Origin of the sequence: Streptomyces sp. NPDC050560, assembly GCF_044457285.1 — a bacterium.
Lineage (GTDB): Bacteria > Actinomycetota > Actinomycetes > Streptomycetales > Streptomycetaceae > Streptomyces.
Window position 1 is genome coordinate 78,531 of the sequence record NZ_JBITGT010000010.1, and the last position, 25,216, is coordinate 103,746.

A 25,216-nucleotide genomic window follows, 5' to 3' on the forward strand; every position below is an offset into this window, starting at 1 on the left:
CCGTGGGGGGCAGGGTCAGGGCGTCGCGGCCCGGGCCCGCGCGGTGTGCCGGGGCAGGCGCGCGAGGACGGCCCCGGTCAGCTCTGCGGGGCGTTCGAGGAGGTAGAAATGGCCGCCGGGATAGGTGAGGTGCTCGTGCGCGCCCTCGGTGGTGCGCCCCCACAGGGCGACCTGCTCCTCGGTGACGGTGCCGTCGCCCTCGGCGGCGATGGAGACGACGGGCGTGCGCAGCGGCGGTCCCGGTGCGGGCACGTAGGTCTCCAGCAGCCGGTAGTCGTTGCGGACGATGGGCAGGACGTAGTCGCGCATCTCGGCGTTGTCGAGGAGCGCGGCGGGGGTGCCGCCGGTGCGGCGCAGCACCTCGGTGAAGCGCTCGTCGTCCAGTTGGTGGTGGCGGTGGGCCGGGCGCCGCCCGGGGACAGGGGCGTGCCGTGCCGAGGCGAACAGCCGGTCGGGCGTGGTGCCGTCGGACTCCAGGCGCCTGGCCACCTCGTAGGCGACGAGGGCGCCCATGCTGTGCCCGAAGAGCGCGAGGGGAGCGCCGAGCAGCGGGCGCAGCGCGGCGGCCGCTCGGTCGGCGAGCGTGGTCATGTCGTCGACCAGGTCCTCCCCGACGCGGGTCTCGCGCCCGGGGTACTGGACGACCCTGATGCGCAGCGCGGGCGGGAAGCCCGCGGCCAGTTGGCGGTAGAAGTTGGCGCTGCCGCCCGCGTGCGGGAAGAGGACGAGCGCGGGGGCTTCCGGGTCCTCGTGGGGGACGCGGCCGAGGGAGCGCAACCACGGCGACTCCGTGCCGTCGGGCCCCGTCACCGGGCGGCCCGGGGGCCGTCGGCCGACTCGCCGATGAGCCGCCACCACGCCGCGAGGGTGGGCTCCTCGATCATGCGGGCGAAGCTGATCCTGACGCGGTGCCTGCGCAGCCCCGCGGAGATGGCCATGACTTTGACGGAGTCGACGCCGAGCGCCACGAGGTTGTCGTGGTCACCGAGCGAGTCGGAGGGGCGGTCGAGCATCCGGGCGACGGAGGCACGCAGTTCCTCGGGGTCGAGCGGGGGAGCGTGGGGGGCGGGCGACGGGTCGGGGGCAGGGTGGCCCGGAGCGGGTTCCACTGGATGCGACGTCACTGTTCACCTCATGAGACGAGTGCGCTTCTCCTGCGGTCCGCGACCCCCGGGGCCGGGACCGCTCATGGACACAGCCGTGCATGCTAGTTAGGCTTGCCTTAGTAAAGCAAGGCTTACCTTAGTGTTTCTTCCGGTCTGTGCCCCTTTCCTCCGCCCCCGGCGCGCACCGGCTTCCCCGGTCCTCCCCGGAACCCCCCGGACCCCGGCCCTGGCCGCCCCGGCGCCCGGCCCGATCTCCGACGACCCCAGGACGGTTGCCACGTGACCACCGCACACTCCCGCACCACCGCGCCCCCGGCAGGCGGCGCCGCCGTGCCGCGCTGCCTGCGCACCCGGGTCCCCGGCCGTCACGACCCCCTGGAGACGGCGGTACGGCTCGCGGGCTCCGGCGCCTTCGCCCGCTACGCCGTCTACGAGCGCGCGGGGCGCTGGTGGTTCGCGGGCGGCACCCTGGGGGCCGTGACCGTACGCGCCAACGACGTCGTCACCGAATGGCACGGGAAGCGGCGGGTGCTGCCGCGCACCCGACCCCACCCGGTCGCCGAACTCGGCGCCGCCCTCGCCGCCGCCGAGGTGCCCGACTGGCGCGGCTACGGCTGGGTCGCCTTCGAGGCCGCCACCACGGCGGCGGGCAGGACCGCCGCCGACCCCCGGCGCCCGCTCGCCCATGTCTTCGTGCCGCGCGCCGAGGTCGAACTGTCCCCGGACGCCCTCGACCTGTGGTGCGCCGACGCGGACGTGCTGCGCGAGGTGCTGGCCGCCGCCACCGCCCGCCCCGCTGCGCCCGCGCCCGCGCCGCGCCCGCTCGACGTCGAGGCCGACGACCCCGCCCCGTACCAGGAGGCGGTGCGCGACGCCGTGGCCCGTATCAGGGACGGCCGTCTGGAGAAGGTGATCCTCTCCCGCCGGGTCCCGGTGCCGTACGCACTCGACTTCCCCGCCACCTACGCCGCGGGGCGCCGCGCCAACACCCCCGCCCGCTCCTTCCTGCTCGCCCTGCCCGGGCTCACCGCCGCCGGGTTCAGCCCCGAGACCGTCGCCGAGGTCACCCCGGAGGGCTGGGTGACCTCCCAGCCGCTCGCCGGGACCCGGGCCAGGCACCCCGACCCGGACGACGACGCCCGCACCCGCGCCGAACTCGTCACCGACCCCAAGGAGATCTACGAGCACGCGGTCTCCGTGAAGCTCGCCGACACCGAGATGCGCGCCCTGTGCGCCCCAGGGTCGGTGAGCGTGGACGAGTTCATGTCCGTCAAGGAGCGCGGCAGCGTCCGCCACCTCGGCTCCCGCGTCCGCGGGCGGCTGCGCGCCGACCGCACCGGCTGGGACGCCCTCGCCGCGCTCTTCCCCGCGGTCACCGCCTCCGGCATCCCCAAGACGGCGGCCTACGAGGTCATCGAGGAGCACGAGGAGGCGCCCCGCGGCCTGTACGCGGGCGCGGTGCTGCGCGCCACCGCCGACGGCGACCTCGACGCCGCCCTCGCGCTGCGCACCGTCTTCACCGACGGCGGCCGCACCTGGGTGCGCGCGGGCGCGGGCGTCGTGGCCGCCTCCACCCCCGCCCGGGAGTACCGCGAGACCTGCGAGAAGCTCGCCAGCGTCGCCCCCTACCTCGTCCCCGCGCACCACTGACCCCGGCCGCGCCTGCCGCCGACCACGACAGGACCCACGAGAGGACCCGACCATGCTGCCCGGGTGCGTCCCCTGGCCCCCGCACGAGGCCGCCCGCCACCGCCGCGACGGCTACTGGCGCGGCGACACCCTCGGCGGACTCCTGCGCCGCGCCGCCCGCGAAGGCGGCCACCGCACCGCCCTCGTCCACGACGGCGGGCGCCTCACCTACGCCGAACTCGACTCCCGCGCCGACGACCTGGCGCGCGGCCTCGCCGTACTCGGCCTGCGCCGCGGCGACCGGGTGGTGGTGCACCTGCCCAACCGCCCCGAGTTCGTCCTCGCCACCTTCGCGCTGCTGCGCGTCGGCGCCCTGCCCGTGTACGCGCTGCCCGCCCACCGCGAGCGCGAGATCGGGCACCTGTGCGCCTTCGCCGAGGCGGCCGCCTACCTCGTCCCCGACCGCTACCTCGGCTACGACTACCGCGAACTCGCCAGGACCGTACGGAAGCCGGGCGGCCCGCCCGGGCGGGTGCTGGTGGCGGGCGAGGCACAGGAGTTCACCGCGCTCGACGCCGTGGAGCGGCTGGGCCGCGAGCACCCGGACACCCCGCTCGCCGAGGCCGACCCCGGCGACGTGGCGCTCTTCCTGCTCTCCGGCGGCACCACCGGGCTGCCCAAGCTGATCCCGCGCACCCACGACGACTACTCCTACAACGCCCGCGCCGCCGCCGAGGTATGCGGCTTCGGCCCCGGCACCGTGTACCTCGCCGCGCTGCCCGCCGCGCACAACTTCGCCCTCGCCTGCCCCGGTGTCCTCGGCACCCTGGCCGTCGGCGGAACCGTCGTACTGCCGCACGACCCCAGCCCCGACGAGGCGCTAAGGCTCATCGCGCAGGAGCGCGTCACCGCCACCGCGCTGGTGCCGTCGCTGCTCGCGCTCTGGCTTGAGGCCCAGACCTGGCTGCCCGAGGACGTCTCCAGCCTGCGGCTCGTCCAGGTGGGCGGCGCCAAGCCGGACGCCGCCACCGCGGCCCGGGTGCGCCCGGTCCTCGACGCCGCGCTCCAGCAGGTGTTCGGGATGGCGGAGGGCCTCGTCTGCCTCACCCGCCTCGACGACCCGGCCGACCTGGTGCTGACCAGCCAGGGCCGCCCGCTCAGCCCCGGCGACGAGGTACGCGTCGTGGACGACGACGGGCACCTCGTGCCCCCGGGCGCCGTCGGCCAGCTCCTCACCCGGGGCCCGTACACCCTGCGCGGCTACTACCGGCTGCCCGAGCACAACGCCCGCGCCTTCACCGACGGCTGGTACCGCACGGGCGATCTGGTACGTGCCCTGCCCGGCGGCCATCTGGCGGTGGAGGGGCGCGTCAAGGAGGTCATCAACCGGGCGGGCGACAAGGTGTCGGCCGAGGAGGTCGAGGAGCACCTGGCCGGGCACCCGGACGTCCGGCAGGCCGCGGTGATCGGCGAGCCCGACCCGGTGCTCGGCGAGCGGGTCGTCGCGTTCGTGGTGCCCGAGCCGGGCGGGACCGCGCCGACCGCCGCCGCTGCCGCCGCCTTCCTCACCGACAGGGGGCTCGCCCGCTACAAGGCGCCCGACCTGGTCCACACCGTCGCCGCGCTGCCGCTCACCGCCATCGGCAAGGTGGACCGCAGGGCCCTCGCGGCCCGCGCGGTCACGCCAGCTCCGCCTCCAGGGTGAGCTGCGGGTCGTCCTGGTCCCCGCCGCGCTCCAGCGCCTCCTGGTAGGCGGCCAGCACCTCGACGTCGCGCTGGTCGCTGGTGTGTCCTTCCTTCCAGTACGCGGCGGCATGCAGCCGGTCGCGGGTGAGACCGCGCTCGTCGAGCAGGTGCCGCCGCACCGCGCGCACCACGCCCGCCTCCCCGGCCAGCCACGCCTGGGCGCCGTCGAAGGGCAGGTCGAGGCCCCGTACGGCCTTCTCCAGCAGCCGGGAGCCGGCGGCGGCCGTGCCGCGCCTGTGCAGCCAGACCACCTCGGCCGCGGCGGGCCCGCCGATCTCGACGCGGTCGGACTCGTCGGCCGTCTCGACCAGCGCCACCGCCCGGGCGGTGGCGGGCAGCGACTCCAGGGCGGCGGCGACGGCGGGCAGCGCGGTCTCGTCGCCCGCGAAGAGGTACCAGTCCGCCTCGGGGGACGCGAAGAACGAGTGCCGGGGCCCGGCGAGCGCCACCGAGCTGCCCGGCCGCGCGGACCGCGCCCAGTCGCCCGCGGGGGAGGCGCCGTGCACGAACACGTCCACCGTCAGCTCGCCCGCCGCCGCGTCGAACCGGCGCACGGTCAGCGCCCGCAGCACCGGCACCGCCGCGCCCTCCGGGTAGCCGGGCACCCCGTCGGGCCCGACCACGGGCAGCTCGACGCGGTCGTGTCCTGGCGGCGGCAGCATGAACTTCCAGGCGTCCGCGGGCAGTCCGCCCGCCAGATCCGCCAGGTCGTCCCCGTCGAGCACCACCCGCCGCATGCGCGGTGTCAGATCGACGGCGCGCACCACCCGCGCGGTGCGCATCCGGACGGTGGGGCGGCTCAGCGCGGTACGGCGGCGCAGTTCCTCGCGGATCGTGGGCATGGAAGTCTCCTGGTCCGGTGTCGGGCGCCCGGCCCCCGTGGCCCACCACCCGGCGTGAAAATAAGGTATGCCTAACCAAACTCATTGACAACACGGTGTCGCTTAGGGGACGGCCACCCCCGGGCGCGGGGCCGCGGGGGGAGAGAATGGGGCGCATGGGCAGCGGAGGCGAGCGGGAGGGCGGCGGCGGGCACGTCGGTGTGCGGCGCGCCGGGCGCACCCCGAAGGTGGGCCGCCCCGCGCTGGTGGACAGGGCCGCGATCGTACGGGCCGCCGTCGCCGTGGGGTTCGGCCGGATCGGCATGACCAGCGTCGCGGACCGGCTCGGCATCAAGCACTCCACGCTCTACCGCTACTTCCCCACCAGGGACGCGCTCATCACCGCCGCCGTCGACGCCGCGGTCACCGGCGCCGAGTGGCCGCGGCCCGCGGGCGGCTGGCGGGAGTTGCTGCGCGCGCAGGCGTGGGCCGCCTTCCGCCTCCTGGAGTCCCACCCGGGGCTCGCCGCCCATATCGTCTCGCTGCGCGTGGACTCCGACGCGTACGGGGACATCGCGCACCGGGTGGTGACCGCCCTGCTCGACCGGGGCTTCACCGCCGAGGACGCGATACTCGCCCACGACCTGGTCCACGAGCAGGTCCTGATGTTCTTCCTCGCCGGCGGCCGGGACGAGGGCGCGCCCACCACCCCCGAGCGCGCCCGCCTGCTGCGCCGCGACATGCTCCCCGAGGCGCTGCCGAGGGTCGACCCCCGGCTCAGGCAGGCGCTCACGGATGTGGTCACCGGCGACCCCCGCGACTGGTTCGCCCGCAAACTGGACGTCCTCCTCGCGGGCCTGGCACCCCTCTCCGGGCCCGCGGAGTGACACCCCGCCAGGGCGAACCCGTCGCCGGGGCCTAGGCCACCCCGGCTAAGCCACCCCGGCCCCCTCCGGACGCCGGAAGCGCGCCGGGCGCATGTCGGTCCACACCCGCGCGACATGCGCGAGGCACGCCTCCCTGCTGCCGGACACCCCGGTGTCGCGCCAGCGGCCCGGCAGCCCGGCGGCGGCGGGCCACAGCGAGTACTGGAGGTCCCCGTTGACCAGGACCCGGTATCCGTCCGCGCCGGAACCCGCGGGCTCCGGGGCGTCCTCGTGCGGGGCCATCGCCTCATCTCCGTCCTGTGCGTGCCCACGCGGTACGGCGACCGCCTCGCCTGGGGCCCCGCGGGCGCCCGCGCGGGCCAGGAACGGGCAGCGCGGGGTGCTGCCACCGGGGGTGTCGGGAAGGAAGTACTGGCTCCACTCCCTGTTCGCCGGGTCCCCGAAGTTGCCGAGCTGCGGCGCGGGCTCCATCCCGTCGAAGCGCCGTATCCGCTGCCGTATCACCTCGCGGGACCTGTCACCGCGCGGGGTGCCGGGCTCAAGGCCCTCGAACACCCACCGCGGCTGGAACGTGACCATGAAGCCGGGGCTGTGGCGGCTGTGCCGGGTGACGTGCGCGGGGGTGTTGCAGACGACGAAGATCTCGGTGCCGCCGAAGCTGAACTCCCACCAGGGGTCCTCGGGATCGAGCGGGACGCGCCCGGGCCAGGGCTGGTCGTCCCGCTCGTGCAGGAACCGCAGCAGCGCCCAGAACCGGTCGAAGAAGTGGTCGAGGGCGTCGGGCCCCCGGCGCTCGCCATCCTCGGGACGGAACAGCACGACGAGGGAGGTGTCCCTGCCGAGCCGCTGGTAGACGTCCAGATAGGAGCGCAGGATGCCGACGAGCGGCTCCCAGGTCCGCTCGTCGTGCGGGCTCTCCACGAACCCGAAGCGCAGCCCGCCCTTCTTGGCGGCGGCCACCGCGAAGGTGCAGGGGAAGGGCCGCCCGCCGTCGAGCAGTGTCCCGACGAGGTCGCGGGCGGCGGCGATCCCCCAGGGCGGGATGTCGCCGACGGTGCAGGCGGTGAGGGCCAGATCCGAGGTGGGCGCGGCGCGCCGGGCCTGCGGGGCGGCCTTCCCCGAGGCCGGGCCCGGATCGGGCGGGGGGTTGCTGGACACAAGCACGGGTGTGGACTCCGTCCCTCGGGGGTGCGGGTGCGCGGACGCCACCGGCCTGCGGGGCGCGGCGGCACGCTCGGCCGTCAGAACTGCGCGTACATCTCCTCGGGGATGATCGGCTGGTGGTACGTGCACTCGCCGGAGAGCACCGTGGAGCCGTGCAGCCGGGACACCGGGATGAGGACCTTGTCGCCCTCGTGCAGCTCTATCTTGTGGGTGACGTTGTTCCAGAAGTGCATCTGCCCGCGCTCCACCATCACGAGCCGGTGCTCGTCGTGGACGTGCGTGGTGGAGGTCTCCTCGTGGCTCTCCACGAAGGTGTCGAGGTCGACCTCGATGCCGTTGTCCTCGATATGGCGGTTGATCTTCTCCGCCTTCTCCTGGTGCAGTTCGATGCTGTCGGCCCACGCGAGCTGCGTGGCCAGGTCCTCGTCCCACAGCTCCGTCAGCCAGACCGCGTCCGCGAAGCCGTTCGCGAACCGCTCCACCGCCGCGGGGCCGTACAGCGCGCCCAGCGGTTCGAGCCAGCGCGCGGACAGGTCGTCGAGCGTCCCGGGGGCGAGCCCGAAGTGGTCGAACAGGACGGGGCGCGCCCCGAGCCCGTCCTCGAAGACCTGCGCGAACCGCTGGGCCGTGACCGCCCGGTCGATGGCGTGGTGCAGCAGCGCGCCCAGGAACTCGGGGTACTTCTCGCGCTGCCGCGCCAGCCAGTGCAGATGGTTGCCGCGGGCCAGCGAGGTGCCGAGGTAGAGCTGCCAGTAGGCGCCCGTGGTGGTGCTGAGCCCGGCCCCGGCGAGCAGGTCGCGGTAGCTGTCGTGGAGGCCGGTCCAGGCGCGGTAGCTGTCGAGCAGCGCGGCGCGGGCCCCGGGGTGGGCGGCCTCGTACTCGCCGAGCGCGCCCCGCGCTGCGGCCGTCCTGGTGGCCGGGAGGTAGGCACTGAGCTGGAGCATCACAAAGGTCGCCGACGCCTTGCGGTCCCGGGTGGAGAGGGCGGCGGTCAGGAAGCGGTCGGGCTCGGCGAGCCGCCGCTCGTGGTAGTCGGCGACGGCGCGGGCGAGCCGGCCGGGACCGTCGCCCGCGAGCGGCTTGCGCTCCGACTCCAGCAGGCTGAACAGGTGCTGTTCGAGCACGGGCGCGGCGAGGGCGCCGAGGACACGGTTGTCGTCGCTGTAGAACGCGGCCCCGTCAGCCGCGGCGGCGTCCGACGGCGCGGGCGGCAGGTACAGCAGGTCGGTGTCGTAGATGTTGCGCAGCATCCGGTGCCCGAGCAGGGCGCTCAGCTTCAGGGCCTTCGCGGTGGGCATCGGGGTGGAGTAGTCGAGCCAGGCCAGGTCGTCGGGCCGCACCGGCCTGCGGTACGGGTTGCCCTCGGTGGACAGTTCCTCCCACTCGGCGGCGCGGAAGGCGGTGTTGGCGGCGAACGCCTTCACGATGTCGTTGGCGTCGTCGGACGAGATCAGGGCGAGTGTCTCCGGGCGGAGCAGGGGCATGACGGTCCTCCGGGCGAGGGGTCGGGCGCGGGCGGGCAGCCGGGAGCGGACCCGCACGGCTGAGCCAACCGGGCCGATTACTTAGGTAAGGCTTGCCTTATTCCCCATCTTCGTCAAGGGGCCGCCGTCACACCACGGCACCGCGTGAACGCCTGGGCCCTGCGCCCGCGAGGTCCAGCCCCCTCGTCCCACGGCTCATTGGCGGGGTCGGGGGGCGACTGTGCGAGCGGGCGTTCAACGCCCCGATGACGGTCCTTCGTGGTCAGGATGGAAGGCGGCGAGATCGAGCTGTCGACTTCGAGTTTTCGCAAGCCGGCGTGATACGCGGAATCGGGCAGACCGGCCAGTGGAAAATAGCGGTACAAGGGGAGGTTAGTCACCGGGCCGAAGCTGCCACGAAGCAGGAAAACGCCGCTCGGTTAGAGAATGCGTCGCAATTCGTGGGCGGACTTCATGGAATTAATTCCGCCGTCCCCGCGACGAGACGGACCTCGGGAGGGCGACCCTTTCCGGCACCGATATTGAGTATTCTGCCCGGCCTGTGGGGCAGGTGAGGGTGATGGTGCCACGGTTCACGGGCTCGGGCTCCATGCGGACGCCAAAGGGGCGCTTACGGAAAGCGATGTGTCTTCCCTCCCGGCTGCCCGGTTCCTCTTTCCTTCTCAACGGGGATCCGGTGTCCGTGCAGCCGGTAGATCATGTCGTCGGGAGCGGCCAGCATCCGTGCCTGCCGCCAGGCCGTATCGAACGAAAGGTGGTTGTTCGCCTCACGTCGCAGGCGAAGCGCACGCCAGGAAGACAAGGGGTCGAGAATGATCCGCCACAGGACCGGGCTCATTCTTTGCGCCGCACTTCCGCGACACCGGGAGAAGGAGCGGAAGGCGTGTCCGTCTCACCATCGCCTATCAGCTTTCGGAGCGCATCGCAGAGCGCGAGCATGGCCCGGTTCTGTAGTTCGATGTCGTTGAAGCCCTGGCCGACGATCTCCCACTGTTCGAGCAATGGCTGCCACCACTCGTCAGCCGCGACTACCCACCGTGCCAGGCGTTGCCATTCGGCAACCTGCTCAGGACCCGGCCAATCGCCCTGGCGCTCGATCCGGTCGAGCACGAGGAGATCGGGTTTCTCGTACAGATGCTCGCGCAGGAACCGCAGCCGCCGTACCCGGGCCGCGTCAGCCCGCTGCTGGGCGAGGTCTTCCCGTGTGTCCTCCGGGAGCGCCAACTCCGCGCGAGCGGCCAGACACCGGTACCCGGCAGCGCGGGCGTGCTCCGGGGCGCCGAGCTCGGCGTTGATGGTGTCCTGCGCGGTGCGTACCTCGACGGCTTGGAAGAGCTGAGCGACCTTGCCAGCCCGCGTCAAGACTCGGCTGAGCACTAGGTCTTCGAGATTGGGCCGGACCCGGAGAGCTGGGCGCCACTCGACGGTGAACGTGGCCTCGAAGTGGATATCGGGGGTTGCGCAGCGGAGCATCCGTGGCTGGGTGCAATGGATCGTGCGGGCCCGACGCTGCCAGAACCACCTCACGCCGGTTCCTTGTTGGGCTGGATCACCGTGCGGACCCGCGGGTCCACGAGACGACCCCAGAAGTCGCTGACCGCGTTCTCCTCCCCGTCGACCGTGACGTGCTCCAGTGCCTGCATCAGGCTCACACAAGCCTTGAAGGTCTTGTGACCGCGCAGGAGGGGGACCAACCCGTCACGGACGTGGGCGTAGGTGTCGGGATCGGTGGCCGACTGGCTGATCCACGTGGTGAGGAGGTCGATGGTGTCCGGGGCCGTGGCGGTGTCGCCCAACAGGTCCTGTAGCGCCCGCTTCACGTTCAACTCGGACGGGACCTCATCGGACAGCAGCCATGGAGTGGTGGTGCACGGTACGGACATCAGGGCCAGGAAGGCCGCACTGCCGGATCCCCGGGACCGGCCTGACTGCTGCCATGAACGTACCTCTGCGACCAGTCGCGTCACCCCGACGGGGTGCTGCGCCTGCTCCACAAAGGCTTCCCTGGCCTCGGCCCAGGCTGACTCGTGCCCACTGTTGGCGGCGCGCCGCAGCCTGACCATGGCCATCCTGGCCTGAGAAGACGTGACATCAGAATTGTTCAGGACCCGTCGACAAGTGGCCACCACGGCGGTCGCACGTTCCTTCACCGATGCCCAGCCGTACAGAATGCCCCACGCCTGGCGTCCGATGTGTTCGTCCTGGACCGCCTTGACCAGGAGCGTGCTGAGGAGTTCCTTCTTCGCCGGATGGGTGGCGGATCCGAGGAGGAGGAGATGGTCGACGGTCCCGTGTCGCAGGGTCAGGGCGGCGATGGCGTCCACGACGTGCTCGTCGGTATCGCTACCGGTGTCTCCTGACACGAGCCATTTCAACAGGGGCTCGCGCATGACCTCGTAGTTGTCCCAGACGTAGGTCAGGACAGCCCTTCCGTAGCCGGGCTGGTCGAAGACGACCTCATCGTGGGTGCCGACTTCGGCGCCGACGTCGACGACACGGCGGCGCAGTCCGCGGCCTGCGAATGCCGCACTTGTCGTCGAGGCGAAGCCGGTTGCTTCAGCGCCGATGATGTCCTGCAAGTCTCGGGCGGCCCTGGCAACCTCGGGCATCGGAGCGGATTGACGCACGGCGAGAGCCAGAAGGAGACAGCGGTCTTCCAGCGGAAGTGAGGTGTCCTTGCCTCCATGTACGGAGGCCGTTTCCCCGAACAGGATGTCGAGCTTGTCCCGCCAGTCGGACAATGCGGACTTGATCCGTTGGGTTAGTCCGGTATCGGCCGCGGACCATGAGGAGGGGATGTCCATGGGGAACGAGGACCCGGTCAGCCGTTCGTGTTCCCGCCATGCGAGCACGATCGAGTCCGCTGTGCGGACCGCTTCAACGGCATCGAGCCGGCTCAGCACGGCTTTGGTCGTCCCGATGGAATGAAGACAGCCGATCAAACCAGGAACTTGACGAGTCCTCAGGCGAGCCTCCACGACACTCTGCGCCGGCGGCGGCTCGTTGAGGTGGACGACCTGGATGCCTGACCGATCGGAGACGTAGCGATCGGTCCACAGGTCCCTGGCCACGCTCAGGACGAGGTAGGAGCCCAGCTTCTCCAGAAGCCCCGCGTGCTCTTCGAGCATCGTGAGGAAATCGGCGGAGACCCGGTCGTGGTCAGGGTCCTTGAGGTCGACCTGGTAGGCGTGTCGCTCCTCTGCCGGAAGCCGGCCCACTCTGGGCGACTTCCAGTCCGCGTCCAGTTTCACGATGTCCGTGTCTTCGTCCGTGTGCCGGGCGAGGAGGTGTAGTGCCAGGGTCGTCGATCCATACGATCGCGGGGCGACAATGATCAGTACATGCTTTCGCGGACGCACTCCCTCGGGATCCAGGGCCTGCTGCCAGGTCTCGGCCCACTGGCCTTCGCGGACGATAGGCTCCTGCTCGATCCGGTGACGAGGAAGAGTGGGACCTTCGAGGATCTCCTGCCTGCGAGTCTCGTTGATGATCTTGTTTGCATGATGGACGAACATCTCCGGACTAGTGACCGTGATCGGCGTCGGTCCGGCGTCCGGTACGGGCGGTACGACGAACGCTGCCGGACCCGCCCGACCGCCGTCGGCGGTCTCCGTACCTTCAGCAGCGCCACCGCTCGGGCCCGTCGGCCATGAAGCCATGCCGTCAGCTTTCTTTGACGGAGAATCGGGCCCCTCGGGCGGGCGCGGCGAAAAAATAGGGTGATCACTGGACATGCGTCAGATGTTTCCTTTCGATGTGGCACGGGAGTCGGAGCACGGGCGGAATCAGATCCGGCGCCGGTCGATCCGCATCGTCCCGACGTTTTCGATCACGGTGGTGTCCGTCATGTCCCCGTTGAACAGGAAGGTGGCACCGGGCGGGTTGCTCGGGCCGGCCGACGCCGTCGGGCTGGCCGTTGTGCCTCCGCCTCCGGGTGCCTCCGGCTCGATGAGCGGGGTGAGGGCTTGCGGTGTCATCTCGGGCACGAACAGCCAGCAAGGCTCTGCGAATGCCTTGCCTTCCACCCGCGCCGTGGTGCGGAGGAAGTGTTCTTCGCCGAGGTCCGGAGTGCGTCCCGCACGGACGGTGCGGCGGAACGCCGCCTCCGACACGACGGCGGCCAGAAAGCCGCTCCGGTTCTTCCGGGCCGCGGTGAGGCCGGCGCGCACAACCTGGCTGTCCAGTAGCCGGCATACCTCGTTGATCGCGTCGCCACGGTGGTCGGGGAGAGAGAGCGGCCCAACGTGCACGGCGGCACGCAACCGGATAGCCGGAGCGCTGGCGAGCCGTTCACGGTCGTACCGGACCAACGCCGTGTGCACGTGTTCCAGCAGGGGGTCGATCAGCCGTGCGATGTCCTTGGCGGGCACGACGAAGATGCCACCGTCGCCGGCGTCCTTGAAGGCGCCGGGCCGGTCGCGTGGGTCCTGTAGCCCAATGTGGGCCAGTACGTTGGTGAGAATGTCATCCAAGTCCGAACGGACCGGTGCCATTTTCGCTTCCGGAATCTGGCTGTAGCCCTGCATATCCACGGCCAGGAGCGCCTGCTCCGGAGGGACGTCGGGGGATGAGGGCGAGGCATGGGGCATGCTGACACCGGCCGTTCGGTCATGGCGGAGGAATCGAGTGCCCCATGCTCTTCGGTCCGTGCGCGTCGTGGTGCCCACTGCTGGGCACCACCCGGGTGCGGCCGATCACATCGTGCTGTAGGCGTGGGTCGTGATCGAAGTGATGTCGTGGATCAGTAGCCCGCCGCCCGGGTCCGTCTCGACCCAGCCTTCTTCCCGCCATGGCTTGATGGCCGTACCCACGGCGTTGCGGGACGCGCCGATCATCTGGGAAAGCTCCTCCTGAGTCAGTCGGACAGTGACCGTCGGCCCGTTCGGCGGAGCCGCGTCCACGAGTCGGCACAGGGCACTGGCCAGACGCACCGGGACGTTTGCGGTGGCGAGTTCGAGCCTGACCGCCTCGGATTCCTTGACCCGCGCGATCGCGTGGCGCAGCAACGGGTTGAGAAGGCCGTTGTTCTCGACGAAGGAGAGGAATTCGGAGGCGGGAATGAGGTGCACACGGCAGGATTCTGCGGCGATCACGGAAGCCGAGCGGGGCTGGGCATCCAGGACGGCCAGTTCGCCGAGCAGTTCACCGGAGCCGCGAACCGCGAGCAGGGCCCGTAAACCGTTCGGGCCTGTGAGCGTCACCAGGGTCGACCCCGTAGCCAGTAGAGCCACGTGGGTGCCGGGGTCCCCCTGCCGCAGGAGAACGCTTCGGGCCGGGCGCACTCGCACCGGGGCGAGGTCACGCAACTGCGCCCACAGAGCCTCGCCGAACAGTGCCATGTGTGACTGATACATATCACCCCAAACGTAGGGACCATCCCATAGAGGGTGAGATTTTCAGGATGTGAGGAAGGTGAGCAACAGGACCAATCCGGCCACGACGATTGAGGCCACGGTCAGGTCGACGGCTACCTTGATCGCCCGGAACTTCCGGCGCGCGAGGGTGATCAGAGCGGCCTCACGTTCCGGTGACCGCGGGCAGCTCGCCGAGCCTCGTGGAACGGATCCCGACGCGTGCCTGTCTCCGCAGGCAAACACCTCACGCCAGATCAGCCCGTCGTCTTTCGGGAAGACGGGGCGCAATGCTGTGAGCGCCGACGCCAGGGCTGTCCCGAGCAGCGTGCCTACCAGCGTTATCGCCAGACTGAGCAAGCGCGACGAGCCGACCGATGTGGACAGCCCCGTCCCCGCCGTGATCGCAAGCAGTGCACCGGTGACTCCGCACAGCGCCGTCGCCTTCGCGTCCGCGCGCTGTACCTCGACGAACATCGTGTCTTCACCGCTCAGGAGCGCACCGGTTGTCGGCGCTGCGGAAAGCGGGACGTTCTGGGGCTCGGATCCTTCCACTGCCACTCCTCTTCGTTTTCATTGCCATGCGGCTCGGAACAGCAGTCTGGGCAGGAGAACGAGGCGTAGCTGCCCACCAGGTGGTAGAGGCCACGACCGGTCAGTCACAGTCGGGCAGGGAGACCCTTTCGGGGGCTGAGTTGACGCTCCTGACGAGCTTCGGCTCTTGTGCGTGCAGGTGGACAGTGAAGAGCGCCCTTGACCTGCAAAAAACAGGCCGTGAGCCGATTCTGGGAGCACCGTGATGCTGCGCACCATGTTCAAGTCCAAGATCTAGCATGCGGGTGTCTTTGCAGGTCAGATGACATCGGTGCCAGCAACACACCTGGCTCCTGTGCTGTTGGGTGAGATGTTCGACGTCTCAACCTGCCGGTCCAGGAGCCCCTGCCTCATGCACTGGCCGAGTGCTCCCGCCGCACCAGTGCCCACTCGTCGCTCTGGCCTGCCTGTGCAAGCACGACACCCTCGTCCAGCTCGCCGCCGGGTCGGCGTATCCGTGGGCGCTGCCCACACCTGCACCATTGCCGTCGTGCGGCTGCTGGTCGACCGGGCACTGGGCCTGCTCAAGGCCCTGCGCGAGCAAGACCCCGACGACGTGTTCCTGGACGGCACCCTCGGCGAGTGCGACCGCCCGGGCGACGGACGAACCGACTACTCGCACAAGCATCGACGCCACGGCGTGAACGTGAAGGTCGTCACCGGCCCCGAAGGCGCATGCCGTGGATCTCGCCGGCCCTGCCGGGCCTCGCGTTCGCCGAACGAGGCGTCGCCCGCCTGAAATTCTGGCGGATCTTCCGCCGAAGCCGCTCGCAGTCCGAGCCGCATAGCGGTCATCACCGCCGCGGTGTCCTTCTCGTCCACTCCGACGGCGCCAGGGGCCTTGGCTTCGGCACCGTCGTCATCTCCGACACCTGAGACCAAAGCCGCAGCCGGTAGGTGATGATGCGCTGAGCGCCCACTGGGTGGGGTGTCCGAGAGAAGGGCAGGCGGCCGCCCGACCCGTACAGAGAACAGGGGAGCCCCGCATCCGCCGCACAGCCGCCTCCCAGCAGCGATACTGGATGCATGGACACGACGATCACCGCCCCCCGCGCCGAGGTGCTGCGGGACCGCTACCGCAGCCGACTGCCCGAGCGCTTGCAGGAGCTGGCCGGCCCCGTCGAGGGCAACGTGGATCTGCCGCTCCACATCGTCTGGTCCGGGCGGACGAGCTACAGCCTGGACCGTCCGAAATCCCGCATGACGCTCTACCGGACCGTCCTCGCCGAAGGGCTGAGCGAGGACCTGGTGGCCCTCCTGCACCACCGGCTGCTCACCGAGCAGTGGCCCGTGCTGCGGCGCTTGATCAGTTCCTACATCCGCGAGGTCTGGGAGGACGCCTTCCCCGGGCTGCGTCGCACCGCTCCGGCCGACACGACCGCCGCGTGAAGCTCACTCCGCTCCACGAGCGTCTGCTCGCCGACATCCTCGACCTCGGCTCCCCCTACCCTCTGGTCCTCACCGGCGGATACGCCGTGCAGGCCCACGGCCTGGTCGAACGTTGCAGCCGTGACCTCGATGTCGCCACCGAGAACCCCGCTCCGATGCAGGTGATCGTCGCCTCACTCACAGCAGGTCTCAGCGAGCGCGGATGGCGGACCACACACGTCCAATCCGATCCGCTCAGCGGCCGGTTCCTCGTCACCGATCCGGACATTGGCGAGCAGTGCGAGGTCGACGTCCTCAAGGAGGCGTTCTGGGCTCCGCCTGCCCAGACCCCCTACGGCCCCGTTCTTTCGCTTGACGACGTGATCGGCACCAAGGTCCGTGCCCTCGCCGACCGCGGCACCGCGCGCGATCTCATCGACGTTCAGGCTGCCTCCCGCCACCGTTCCACCGCCGACCTCGAATCCCTGGGCCGCCGTCGCGCCTACGACGAGTTCAGCCTCGAAGATCTACGGGACCGGCTGATCGGCGCTGACTGGTACGAGGATGAGGACTACACCGCGTACGGGCTCACCTCCCGGCAGATCGAGGAACTCAAGGCGTGGGCGCTGGAGTGGGCGGAGGATCTGGGTGCGCGGATCCATGACGAGAACGCCTGAGAGGCGGTCATCGCGTCCATCCCCTCTACTGCCGTTGCAACGAGAGGGGGCGGTGTATCCAGCACATTCCAACCCGGAGCCGTCCACGGTGGGTGCTGCTCCGCACGCAGGATGTGCATGGCAGCCGAGCGATACCCCGCGGTGGACTCACGGCGAAACCGAGCCGCGGTAACGGTCAAACACTGCATCCCGCTCCCGCTCCCATGCCCAGTTCGGGTCCCGACGGTGGAACTCGGTAACCGCCAGCTCGAAGAATTGGCCCGAAGGCTTCCGGCTGGATCCATTGACAACTAGTGCTGACAGCATGGGCTCGGGACCGGTGCTGTCCGTGCGGCAAACGTCTGCCAGCAGAAGCGACATCATCCGGCTGTGGTAATGCACCGGGTGCTCCGGCGCCACGGCCTCGCTCAGCGCCTTATAAGTGCCGGTCCGGCCCTCTCTGGCCCACCCCTTCAGAATCGCTACCATGGCGTCCCGGACAGTTATATAGTCCGCATCTCCATACTTCATGTGAGCCCCCTCCAGCCGACTGGAGCAACACGGTATTGACCCCGGGCGGTGGTGAGGCTGGATCTGAAAAGTCACCCACGCCGACTCGGAGGCGGGGGAGCGGGGACGCCCACCGCGACGTCCGGCTCGCTCTTGATTGTCAGTGCCGTCTTCTACGATCGCCGTTGATCATCCTGAGGCAACGGAGGGGGCGTGATGGACGAGATCCGTCGCGGAGAGCGAGGCAAGCAGAAGACATGGCAGTGGCTCATGGTCCTGACGGCGCATCGGGGCTTGTGTGTCTACTGCGGTTGTTCCGCGGCCACCACGATTGACCACGAGAAGCCCATCGCCGATACCGGGGCAGACATCTGGTGGAACTTCGTTCCAGCCTGCGAAGACTGCAATCGCTGGAAGAGGGGCCGTACCGCGCGGCGATGGGTGGTCGACTTGGATCTCCATCACAGGTATCCGGAGGCAGGTTTCGCAACCAGAGGTATGCCCCCCAGGGTGTACGCCGGCATCACAAGACGTGTGGAGCGTGTGCAGCGAGAGATAGCCGACATGGACCGGCGCGAGTGGTTCCAGTTGCACTACGGCAGTGAGAAGCACCGAAACAAGGCCGAGCTGTTCAAGATCCTCGATCGCTGCAAGGCGGAGCTGCGAGGCTACCCCCACCATCCTTGGCGGACGCCCAAACTGAGGACTTCACGGACCGTCTGTACGCGCCTGATCTGCTGCGGTTACCAGCATCCCAGGGCAAAGCATTTGGTGGCTTTCCTGGGACCCGAGGAGCGCGCTGCCTTCAAGCGAGCTGTGTTCAACGAGCGCGTCCATGAGGGCGACGTGGTCGGTCGGCTCATCCGTGAGTACCTGGCTGAAGCGTGCGACGACGCGGGCTACGGAGAAGTGGAGAGTGTCGGGTTTTGCGGGGACGGCCAACGGGCTCGCGGAGAAGTTCAGACGGATTCGGCTGGAGTCGCTGGGGCTTGAGCGGAAGGTGACCTTCGAGTTTCCTTCGAACGCGGCCGTCCGGACCCGGGTGCTGGACGACCGGGAGCCATCTCGCCCGCTCGTCCTCGGATATTGCGAGAGGGCTGCCCGGGCGGAGGCTGGTGGGTGACGTCACAACTGCCTGGTTCGCGCGGAAGCAGCAGGTAGGGCGCCTTCTCCTCAGAGTGAAGCGATGTTCCTCACAATCTTCGAGACAGACGCGTGCCAGTTGTAGAGTGATACCGCCCTTGACCAGGAGAAAGCTGGCAGGGAGCTGTCTTCCAGGAGTCCAAAGTGCTGCGTACCATGTTCAAGTCCAAGATCCACCGTGCCACCGTGACCCAGGCGGACCTGCACTACGTGGGTTCCGTCACCATCGACGCCGAACTGCTGGACGCCGCCGACCTGCTGCCGGGCGAGCTGGTGCACATCGTGGACATCGCCAACGGCGCCCGCCTTGAGACCTATGTCATCGAGGGGGAGCGCGGCTCGGGGGTCATCGGCATCAACGGCGCCGCCGCGCACCTCGTCCACCCGGGGGACCTGGTCATCGTCATCAGCTACGCACAGGTCGACGACGCCGAGGCCCGCCGCATGGTGCCGCGCGTGGTGCACGTCGACGCGGACAACCGCGTCGCCGCCCTCGGCGCCGACCCCGCGGAGCCCGCGCCCGGCGGCGACACCAGCCGCCCGCCACTCGCCGTCACCCGGGGCTGATTCCGCTCGACACGGCCGGGTACCCGTCTGGCGGAAACGATGCACGCCGAGACGAAAGCGGAGTGGAGGTCGTCATGACACATCCGCCGCCCGACCCGGTCCCCCCGGCACCCACGCCAGGTCCAGGGCCGCAGCCCCCGGGGCCCGCACCCGACCCGGTGCCGCCGGTCCCCGACCCCGATCCGGTGCCGCCCGGGCCGGACCCGAGGCCGTCCCCCGGGCCCTCCCCGATCCCGAAACCGCCGGACCCCGAACCGGTGCCCCAGCCGGGACCTGTGTGAGCCGGTCCCGGCGGGCGGGCGGCGCCCCCGTGGCCGCCGCCCGCCCGCCGGGCGCTCACTCCCTCACGCCTCGACCTCGGACTTGTCGCCGCCCCACAGCGTGTGGAACGTGCCCTCGCGGTCCACACGGCGGTAGGTGTGCGCGCCGAAGTAGTCGCGCTGGCCCTGGGTGAGGGCGGCGGGCAGCCGCCGGGCGCGCAGCGCGTCGTAGTACGCGAGCGCCGCGGAGAAGCCCGGCGTGGGCACGCCCTGGCGCACCGCCGCCACCAGCACCGCGCGCCAGTCGTCCTGGGCCGCTCCGATCTCGTCCGCGAACCCCTTGTCGGCGAGCAGGCTCGGCAGGTCGGGACGGGCGTCGTAGGCCGCCCTGATGCGGTCGAGGAACGCCGCCCTGATGATGCAGCCGCCGCGCCAGATCGACGCCACCGCGCCCTGGTCCACCGGCCAGCCGTACTCGTCCATCCCGGCCGCGATCTCGTGGAAGCCCTGCGTGTACGACACGATCTTCGACGCGTACAGCGCCTGCTCCACCTGGTCGGCGAAGGCCGCGGCCTCCTCCTCGCCGAGCGGGGCGGCGCCCGGGCCCGCCAGCTCCCCCGACGCCTCGCGCAGGGCCGAGTGCCCGGACAGGGAGCGCGCGAACACCGCCTCGGCGATACCGGACACCGGCACCCCGAGGTCGAGCGCGATCTGCACCGTCCAGCGGCCCGTGCCCTTCTGCTCGGCCTGGTCGAGCACCACGTCCACGAACGGCCTGCCGGTGGCCGCGTCCACATGGGACAGCACCTCGGCGGTGATCTCGATCAGGTACGAGTCGAGGCGCCCCTCGTTCCAGGTCCTGAAGATCTCCGCGATCCGCGCGGGGGAGTAGCCCGCCACCTCGCGCAGCAGTTGGTACGCCTCGCCGATCAACTGCATGTCGGCGTACTCGATGCCGTTGTGCACCATCTTGACGAAGTGCCCCGCCCCGTCGGGGCCGATGTGGGTGACACAGGGGGCGCCGTCCGACGCCTTCGCCGCGATCTTCTCCAGCATCGGGCCCAGCGACTCGTACGACTCGGGCGAACCGCCCGGCATGATGCTCGGGCCGTGCAGCGCGCCCTCCTCGCCGCCCGAGATGCCCGTGCCGACGAAGTGGATGCCCTGCTCGCGCAGCTCGCGCTCGCGGCGCCTGGTGTCGGCGAAATGGGCGTTGCCACCGTCGATGATCATGTCGCCCGGTTCGAGCAGCGGCGCGAACTCCCTGATGACCGCGTCGGTGGGGTCGCCCGCCTTCACCATGATGACCAGGCGCCGCGGCCGCTCCAGCGCGGCCACGAACTCCGCGGCGGTCTCGGTCGGTACGAAGTCGCCCTCGGAGCCGAACTCCTCCACCAGCGCACGGGTCTTGGCGGCGGTGCGGTTGTGCAGGGCCACCGAGTAGCCGTTGCGGGCGAAGTTTCGGGCGAGGTTACGGCCCATCACCGCGAGCCCCGTGACACCGATCTGGGCTGAACTGCTCATTCCTGCTGCTCCTGGAACTGGGTGGGAACTGCCGGTCGTGGCGCAAGTATCACCCGTGCGCGCCGCCGGTGCAGGCGGGGCTCCCCGAGTGCCGCCGCACGGCCGCACGCGCCCGTCGGCAGTGCGCCTTTCGGCCGTATCAGGACACGGGTCCCGGGAGTGTTCCCACCCGGCATCCCCGGCGGAAACCCGCAGGACAGCGCGGGTGCCGAAGGTGTGCGACGGCGAACGAGGGCAAATCCGGTGGGGCGGGAACGCCCCGAATTCCGCTGCGGAGCGACCGATTGCCCTCTTGTCCTGGCCGGTTCCTGGCCTTACTTTTGCGACGCCTGATGACATGAACTCGGGGGAGCTGCCCCGACACAGAGAGCAAGGGGGCTCCCATGGCCGTACGCGGTCGTCATCGCCGGTACCAGCCGAACAGAATGAACCGGGCGTCGCTCACCCTGACCGCCGGCGGCGCGGGGATGGCGATACCGCTCATCGGGGCCGGCGCGGCCCACGCGGCCGACCTGGACACCTGGAACAAGGTCGCGGCCTGCGAGTCGAGCGGCAACTGGAGCGTCAACACCGGCAACGGCTTCTACGGCGGGCTCCAGTTCACCCAGTCCACCTGGGAGGCGTACGGCGGCCGGGCCTACGCGGCCCGCGCCGACCAGGCCGGCCGCGACCAGCAGATCGCCGTCGCCGAGAAGGTGCTCGACGCCCAGGGGCCCGGCGCCTGGCCGGTGTGCTCCGGGCGCGCCGGGCTCAGCAGGGGCGGCGGGGCGGCGGGCGTCCACCCGGAGACGGTGCGCGAGCAGCAGGCCGCCGCGCCCACGACGCAGCGCCAGGCCAAGCCCAAGCGGCAGGTCTCGGACGTCAAGCCGGAGACCACCCCGCAGTCCCGCGCGGGCGACGCCGAGATGTACACGGTGGTGCGCGGCGACACCCTCTCCGGCATCGCCGAGGAGCGCCGTGTCGACGGCGGCTGGCAGCGGCTCTACTCCGCCAACCGCTCCACCATCGGCTCCGACCCCGACCTGATCCTGCCGGGCCAGCGCCTGTCCGTGAACGGCAAGGCGCCCGCCACCGGGAAGCCCGCCGCGCCGCCCGCGAAGCGCAAGGCCGAGCCCGCGCCCGAGCAGCAGGCGAGGCCCGCCCCCAAGGCCACCCAGAAGGCCACCAAGGCGCCCGAGGCCACCAAGCACAAGAGCGAGCACAAGACACCGCACAAGACCGAGCACAAGGAAGCGCCGAAGAAGACCGCCCCGCAGAAGACGGAGCACAAGGCCGCCCCGAAGAAGACCGAGAAGAAGGCGTCGTCCGGTGTCATGGCGCCGGTGTCCGCCAGTATCGGCACCGCCTACCACCAGGCGGGAAGCTCCTGGTCGAAGGGCTACCACACGGGCGTCGACTTCCTCGTCCCCACCGGTACGACGGTGAAGTCCATGGCCGCGGGCAAGGTCGTCGCCGCCGGCTGGGGCGGCTCGTACGGCTACCAGGTCGTGGTCAGGCACGCCGACGGCAAGTACAGCCAGTACGGCCACCTCTCCGCGATCAGCGTCAAGATCGGCCAGAGCGTCGTCGAGGGCCAGCGCCTGGCCCGCTCCGGCGCCACAGGCAACGTCACGGGCCCCCATCTGCACTTCGAGGTCCGTACCGGACCCGCCTTCGGCAGCGACATCGACCCGCTGGCCTATCTGCGGGCGCACGGCGTCAAGATCTGACCCGGCGACCGGGGCCCCGCCACACGGCCGGGCCCCGGACACCGTAGGCCCCGGCGGGACCCACGGAGGCGTGATTCAGGCCGCCGCGTCCTTGGGTCTCGGCTTCTGCCGCGGCAGCCGCTTGAACAGCACCGGCACCTTCGGCGCGGGCGCCGCAGCGGCCTCGGCCGCCCCCGACGTCGGCTCGCCCTCCCCGGCGCCCGGCTGCTGCGCCGCTTCACCCGCGCGCCGCGCCTGCTCCGGCACCGAGGCGCCGCCCACGGCCTCCCGCGCGCCACGCCCGGCCTTGTCGGCCGGCAGCGGCGCCTCGGCCCGCTCCCCGGGCCCCGCGCCCTCGGAACCGGCCCGCTCCACCGTCAGCATCACCAGACCACCCGCGGTGACGATCCCGCTGACCAGCGCGAGCGCGGTGCCCGTGGTGCCGTACCTGAACGACTCCCCGAACAGCGCTATGCCGACCGCGGCCGCCACCACCGGGTTCACCACCGTCAGGGTGGCCAGTGGCGCGGCGAGCCCCGCGCCCCGGTAGGCGGCCTGGGACAGCAGCAGACCGCCCACCGCCATCACCGCGAGTACCAGGAGCGTCGGCAGTTCGAGCCCCACCGAGGGCCCGTCCGACCAGTCGAGCGCCACCGTCTTCGTGAACACCGACGCGATACCGAAGGCGATCCCGCTGGCCGTCGCCAGCAGCACACTGCGCATCGCCGGAGAGCGCCGCAGCAGCCGCGCGCCCCCCATCAGCGCGAGCACCGTGCCGCCCGAGAGCAGCGCCACCCAGATCCGCTGCCCGTCGCCCAGGGAGCCGCCGTCGGCCGAGCCGGTCAGCGACAGCAGGCCCGCGAGGCCGACCGTCGCCATCACCGCGCCCCGCCACGCCGTGGCGCCCGCCCTGCGCCCCACGAAGAGCGCCGCCATCGGCAGCGCGAACACGATCGTCAGCGCGCCGAGCGGCTGCACCAGGCTCAGCGGCCCGTACGCGAGCGCCGCCACGTGCAGCAGCCCGCCGAGCCCGTTCAGCACCACGGCCGCCCACCAGCTCGGACGGCGCAGCGGCGCGTACTGTCCCCGGGTGTCCGCGGCGACCCGCTCCTGCACCACGGCGCCCGCCGCGTACGCCACGGCCGAGACCAGGGCGAGCAGCACGGACAGTGTCAGATCACTCATGAAGTGCTCCCCGCGGAACAGGACAATCTGGGAGGTATCTCCGGCGGAGAAGAGCACGCGACATCCATACTCCTACGATGCCTCGCCGAACGGCTCACGTCGTCGTACCTGAGCACGCCATCGGTCCTACTGCCGATGGAGTACTCCGGCGCCCCGGTCATCCCCGAGACTGTCGACCCGGGGACGACCATGGCGGCTCACGCCCCGGCGCACGCCCCCCGGCGCGCCCCCGGACGCCCGGCGCGGAGGGGGCGGGAGCCCCGGGGGTCTTCCGCGGGCGGCGTATCCGGGCGACCATGTGGGGACCCGGCCGCGACGGCGGGGGAACGTGTGAACGACCGGGACAGACGGGGGTACCGAGTGAAGGTGGGGCTGCTGACCCGGGAGTACCCGCCCGACGTCTACGGCGGCGCGGGTGTCCACGTCGAGTTCCTTGCCGCGCACCTGCGCTCCCTCATCGACCTCGACGTGCACTGCTGGGGCGAGGGCGGCGGCGAGGGGCTGACACGCCACCGCGGCTGGTCCGCGCTCGACGGCGCCAACGACGCCCTGCGCGCCTTCTCCGTCGACCTCTCGATGGCCGCCGCCCTCGCGGGCCGGGAGCTGATCCACTCCCACACCTGGTACGCCAACCTCGGCGGCCATCTCGCGGGCCTGCTGCACGGCGTCCCGCACGTCCTCACCGCGCACTCCCTCGAACCGCTCAGGCCCTGGAAGGCGGAGCAGCTCGGCGGCGGCTACGCGCTGTCGAGCTGGGCGGAGCGCACCGCGGTCGAGGCCGCCGACGCCGTGATCGCGGTCTCCGCGGCCATGCGCGAGGACGTGCTCGCCTGCTACCCGGCCGTCGACCCCGACCGGGTCCACGTCGTCCACAACGGCATCGACCCCGAGCTGTACCAACCCGACCACGGCACGGACGTCCTGGAGCGCTTCGGCGTCGACCCCGGCCGCCCCTACGTGCTCTTTGTCGGCCGGGTCACCCGCCAGAAGGGCGTGCCCCACCTGCTGCGCGCCGCCCGCGCCCTCGACCCCGAGGTGCAGCTCGTGCTGTGCGCGGGCGCCCCGGACACCGACGAGCTCGGCCGGGAGTTCCACGGCCTCGTCGACGAGCTGGGCGCCACGCGCGACGGCGTGCTCTGGATACCGCGGATGCTGCCGCGCTCCGAGGTCGTCCAACTGCTCACCCGCGCCGCGGTGTTCGCCTGCCCCTCGGTGTACGAGCCGCTCGGCATCGTGAACCTGGAGGCGATGGCCTGCGGCACCGCCGTCGTGGCGTCCGCGGTCGGCGGCATCCCCGAGGTCGTCGAGGACGGCGCCACGGGACTGCTCGTCCCGTACGAGGAGGCCGACCCGCGCGGCTTCGAGGCGGCGCTCGGCGAGGCGCTGAACCGGCTCGCGACCTCGCCCGGGCTCGCGGACCGGATGGGGGCCGCGGGGCGGCGGCGGGCGATCGCCGAGTTCGGCTGGGACACGGTGGCGCGAAGGACCACCGAGGTGTACGGAAAGACGCTCTGAGCCGGGGCGTACGCGCGG

General features: G+C 71.2%; 21 protein-coding genes and 1 pseudogene. 10 read left to right on the forward strand and 12 right to left on the reverse strand.

The features are described 5' to 3' along the window. Positions 1 to 15: 15 nt before the first annotated feature. Both ACIBIW_RS23405 and ACIBIW_RS23410 read right to left on the reverse strand, forming a co-directional pair. The gene (locus ACIBIW_RS23405) at positions 16 to 777 is read right to left on the reverse strand and encodes a thioesterase II family protein (RefSeq protein WP_399338938.1); all 762 of its coding nucleotides are present in this window, start codon (positions 775 to 777) and stop codon (positions 16 to 18) included. A 29-nt stretch (positions 778 to 806) separates the two neighbouring features. After that, positions 807 to 1,124, reverse strand: coding sequence for a phosphopantetheine-binding protein (locus ACIBIW_RS23410; RefSeq protein ID WP_399338939.1), 318 nt, complete (start codon positions 1,122 to 1,124; stop codon positions 807 to 809). 261 nt (positions 1,125 to 1,385) lie between these two features. Between ACIBIW_RS23410 and ACIBIW_RS23415 the strand changes: the two genes are divergently transcribed. Continuing rightward, positions 1,386 to 2,756 carry a salicylate synthase gene (locus ACIBIW_RS23415; protein ID WP_399338940.1) on the forward strand — a complete coding sequence of 457 codons (1,371 nt, stop codon included), beginning with the start codon at positions 1,386 to 1,388 and terminating at the stop codon, positions 2,754 to 2,756. Positions 2,757 to 2,808: 52 nt separating this feature from the next. Continuing rightward, positions 2,809 to 4,440, forward strand: a complete 1,632-nt coding sequence (locus tag ACIBIW_RS23420) for a (2,3-dihydroxybenzoyl)adenylate synthase (RefSeq protein ID WP_399338941.1) — start codon at positions 2,809 to 2,811, stop codon at positions 4,438 to 4,440. Here the strand turns inward: ACIBIW_RS23420 and ACIBIW_RS23425 are convergent. Next, positions 4,415 to 5,323, reverse strand: coding sequence for a siderophore-interacting protein (locus ACIBIW_RS23425; RefSeq protein ID WP_399338942.1), 909 nt, complete (start codon positions 5,321 to 5,323; stop codon positions 4,415 to 4,417). The genes ACIBIW_RS23420 and ACIBIW_RS23425 overlap by 26 nt on opposite strands. A 155-nt stretch (positions 5,324 to 5,478) precedes the next feature. Here ACIBIW_RS23425 and ACIBIW_RS23430 point away from each other — a divergent pair, with 155 nt between their 5' ends. Next, the gene (locus ACIBIW_RS23430) at positions 5,479 to 6,189 is read left to right on the forward strand and encodes a TetR/AcrR family transcriptional regulator (protein ID WP_399338943.1); all 711 of its coding nucleotides are present in this window, start codon (positions 5,479 to 5,481) and stop codon (positions 6,187 to 6,189) included. Between the two features lie 45 nt (positions 6,190 to 6,234). On the opposite strand, the gene ACIBIW_RS23435 is transcribed toward ACIBIW_RS23430, so the two are convergent. From ACIBIW_RS23435 to ACIBIW_RS23465, 7 genes are all read right to left on the reverse strand, one after another. After that, positions 6,235 to 7,347: a YqcI/YcgG family protein gene (locus ACIBIW_RS23435; protein WP_399338944.1), complete on the reverse strand. Its 1,113-nt coding sequence runs from the start codon at positions 7,345 to 7,347 to the stop codon at positions 6,235 to 6,237. A gap of 83 nt (positions 7,348 to 7,430) precedes the next feature. Beyond that, a complete protein-coding gene (locus ACIBIW_RS23440) occupies positions 7,431 to 8,837 on the reverse strand; it encodes a hypothetical protein (RefSeq protein WP_399338945.1) in 1,407 nt (468 codons plus the stop codon). A gap of 834 nt (positions 8,838 to 9,671) precedes the next feature. Beyond that, a complete protein-coding gene (locus tag ACIBIW_RS23445) occupies positions 9,672 to 10,364 on the reverse strand; it encodes a hypothetical protein (RefSeq protein WP_399338946.1) in 693 nt (230 codons plus the stop codon). Then, positions 10,361 to 12,571, reverse strand: a complete 2,211-nt coding sequence (locus ACIBIW_RS23450) for a hypothetical protein (protein WP_399338947.1) — start codon at positions 12,569 to 12,571, stop codon at positions 10,361 to 10,363. The genes ACIBIW_RS23445 and ACIBIW_RS23450 overlap by 4 nt, the downstream gene beginning before the upstream one ends. A 51-nt stretch (positions 12,572 to 12,622) precedes the next feature. After that, a complete protein-coding gene (locus ACIBIW_RS23455; protein ID WP_399339204.1) occupies positions 12,623 to 13,363 on the reverse strand; it encodes a hypothetical protein in 741 nt (246 codons plus the stop codon). A gap of 168 nt (positions 13,364 to 13,531) precedes the next feature. Beyond that, positions 13,532 to 14,176: a Crp/Fnr family transcriptional regulator gene (locus tag ACIBIW_RS23460; protein ID WP_399338948.1), complete on the reverse strand. Its 645-nt coding sequence runs from the start codon at positions 14,174 to 14,176 to the stop codon at positions 13,532 to 13,534. 57 nt (positions 14,177 to 14,233) lie between these two features. Further along, positions 14,234 to 14,743 carry a hypothetical protein gene (locus tag ACIBIW_RS23465; protein ID WP_399338949.1) on the reverse strand — a complete coding sequence of 170 codons (510 nt, stop codon included), beginning with the start codon at positions 14,741 to 14,743 and terminating at the stop codon, positions 14,234 to 14,236. A 407-nt stretch (positions 14,744 to 15,150) separates the two neighbouring features. On the opposite strand from ACIBIW_RS23465, the pseudogene ACIBIW_RS23470 reads away from it, so the two are divergent. The 5 genes and pseudogenes from ACIBIW_RS23470 to panD form a co-directional block, all read left to right on the forward strand. Next, positions 15,151 to 15,590: pseudogene (locus tag ACIBIW_RS23470) on the forward strand (IS5/IS1182 family transposase); the annotation flags it as partial. Positions 15,591 to 15,808: 218 nt separating this feature from the next. Then, the gene (locus ACIBIW_RS23475) at positions 15,809 to 16,171 is read left to right on the forward strand and encodes a hypothetical protein (protein ID WP_399338950.1); all 363 of its coding nucleotides are present in this window, start codon (positions 15,809 to 15,811) and stop codon (positions 16,169 to 16,171) included. Then, positions 16,168 to 16,827, forward strand: coding sequence for a nucleotidyl transferase AbiEii/AbiGii toxin family protein (locus tag ACIBIW_RS23480; protein ID WP_399338951.1), 660 nt, complete (start codon positions 16,168 to 16,170; stop codon positions 16,825 to 16,827). The genes ACIBIW_RS23475 and ACIBIW_RS23480 overlap by 4 nt, the downstream gene beginning before the upstream one ends. A 705-nt stretch (positions 16,828 to 17,532) precedes the next feature. Further along, the gene (locus tag ACIBIW_RS23485; RefSeq protein ID WP_399339205.1) at positions 17,533 to 18,309 is read left to right on the forward strand and encodes an HNH endonuclease; all 777 of its coding nucleotides are present in this window, start codon (positions 17,533 to 17,535) and stop codon (positions 18,307 to 18,309) included. A gap of 294 nt (positions 18,310 to 18,603) precedes the next feature. Next, on the forward strand, positions 18,604 to 19,026 hold the full coding sequence (panD, locus tag ACIBIW_RS23490; RefSeq protein ID WP_399338952.1) for an aspartate 1-decarboxylase: 423 nt from the start codon (positions 18,604 to 18,606) through the stop codon (positions 19,024 to 19,026). Between the two features lie 344 nt (positions 19,027 to 19,370). On the opposite strand, the gene gndA is transcribed toward panD, so the two are convergent. After that, on the reverse strand, positions 19,371 to 20,810 hold the full coding sequence (gndA, locus tag ACIBIW_RS23495) for an NADP-dependent phosphogluconate dehydrogenase (protein ID WP_399338953.1): 1,440 nt from the start codon (positions 20,808 to 20,810) through the stop codon (positions 19,371 to 19,373). 383 nt (positions 20,811 to 21,193) lie between these two features. Here gndA and ACIBIW_RS23500 point away from each other — a divergent pair, with 383 nt between their 5' ends. Further along, a complete protein-coding gene (locus ACIBIW_RS23500; protein ID WP_399338954.1) occupies positions 21,194 to 22,519 on the forward strand; it encodes a transglycosylase family protein in 1,326 nt (441 codons plus the stop codon). Between the two features lie 75 nt (positions 22,520 to 22,594). Here ACIBIW_RS23500 and ACIBIW_RS23505 read toward each other — a convergent pair whose 3' ends face one another. Next, complete coding sequence (locus ACIBIW_RS23505; protein WP_399338955.1) at positions 22,595 to 23,683, reverse strand: DMT family transporter; 1,089 nt, start codon at positions 23,681 to 23,683, stop codon at positions 22,595 to 22,597. A gap of 366 nt (positions 23,684 to 24,049) precedes the next feature. Here ACIBIW_RS23505 and glgA point away from each other — a divergent pair, with 366 nt between their 5' ends. Next, the gene (glgA, locus tag ACIBIW_RS23510) at positions 24,050 to 25,198 is read left to right on the forward strand and encodes a glycogen synthase (RefSeq protein ID WP_399338956.1); all 1,149 of its coding nucleotides are present in this window, start codon (positions 24,050 to 24,052) and stop codon (positions 25,196 to 25,198) included. Positions 25,199 to 25,216 lie beyond the last annotated feature (18 nt).